The sequence below is a fragment of the Nocardia sp. NPDC049190 genome (assembly GCF_040648115.1).
GTDB lineage: Bacteria > Actinomycetota > Actinomycetes > Mycobacteriales > Mycobacteriaceae > Nocardia.
The window spans coordinates 1-1,158 of record NZ_JBEZDE010000120.1 but is presented as its reverse complement, the minus strand read 5'-3'; the positions used below and the strand labels follow the sequence as shown (position 1 = coordinate 1,158).

The following is a 1,158-nucleotide window of genomic DNA, read 5'->3' as shown; positions in this document are numbered from 1 at the left end:
CGCCGCAGATCGGGTTCAACTACCTCGGCCGCGTTTCGGTGGGGATGTCCGAAGACAGGCAAGCGGTCGGGTGGATACCCGTCGACGACGGCGGCCGTTGGGACAGCGAACTCGCCGGTGCCCGAAACCCGGACATGCCGATACCCGCGGTACTCGATATCAATGCCCACACCCTCGACGACGGGAACCGACCACGGCTACGGGCCAGCTGGTCATATCCGGTCGGAGTACTCACCGCCGCCGAGGTGCGTGAAATAGCAGACTCGTGGACCCGAATATTGACCCTGTTGGCGACAAACACCCACCGAACCGCAACCAGTGCCGCAACCAGTGCCGGTGCTGGAGCGGGTGCTGGTGTTGGTGTCGGAGTGGGTGCTGGTGTTGGTGTTGGAGTGGGTGCTGGTGTTGGAGTGGGTGCTGGTGTTGGAGTGGGTGCCGGTGCCGGTGCCGGTGCCGGTGTTGGTTTTGGTGGTCGGACGCCGTCGGATCTGGATTTGGTTCGACTCGGTCAGTCCGAGATCGAGCGGCTCGAGGACCGGTATCCGACGTTGAGCGATGTGTGGCCGTTGACCCCGCTACAGGCAGGACTGCTGTTCCACGCGACAGTGGCCGAGGAATCGGTGGACGCCTACATGGTGCAGTTGGTCCTCGACCTGGGTGGGCAGGTCGACCCTGCCCGGCTACGCCGAGCCGGGCAGACACTACTGGACCGGCATCCGAACCTACGCGCCTCGTTCGTCACCGACACCGACACCGGACCGGTCCAAGTCATCACCGACCACCTCGAAGCACCCTGGTCAGAACTCGACCTCTCCGGACTGGACGAGCCCGCACGCGACCGGGAATTCGACCGGTTGATGACCACGGACCGGGCAACCCGGTTCGACCCGGCTCACGCCCCGCTGCTGCGCTGGATGCTGGTCACCCTCACACCCGAACACTCTCGGCTGGTACTGACCAACCACCATCTGTTGCTGGATGGCTGGTCCACACCACTACTACTGAAAGAACTACTGGTGGCCTACGCCACCAACAGCGACACGACGATACTGCCAACTGTCGCTCCCTATCGGGACTTCTTGGCGTGGCTGGTCGGGCAGGACCGGGCTGCGTCGCTCGGGGTGTGGGCTGGTGTGTTCGATGGTGTGGACGAGCCGA

Annotated in this window: 2 protein-coding genes; both read left to right on the top strand. The window is 64.2% G+C overall.

Annotated elements, in window-relative coordinates; genetic code table 11:
- Window positions 1–318 precede the first annotated feature (318 nt).
- Entirely contained in the window at window positions 319–552 is a 234-nt protein-coding gene (locus tag AB0B25_RS32160; protein ID WP_357187618.1) for a hypothetical protein, read from the top strand.
- A 5-nt stretch (window positions 553–557) separates the two neighbouring features.
- Window positions 558–1,158 (top strand): condensation domain-containing protein (locus AB0B25_RS32155; protein ID WP_357187621.1); only part of this gene is annotated, 601 nt, incomplete at its 3' end.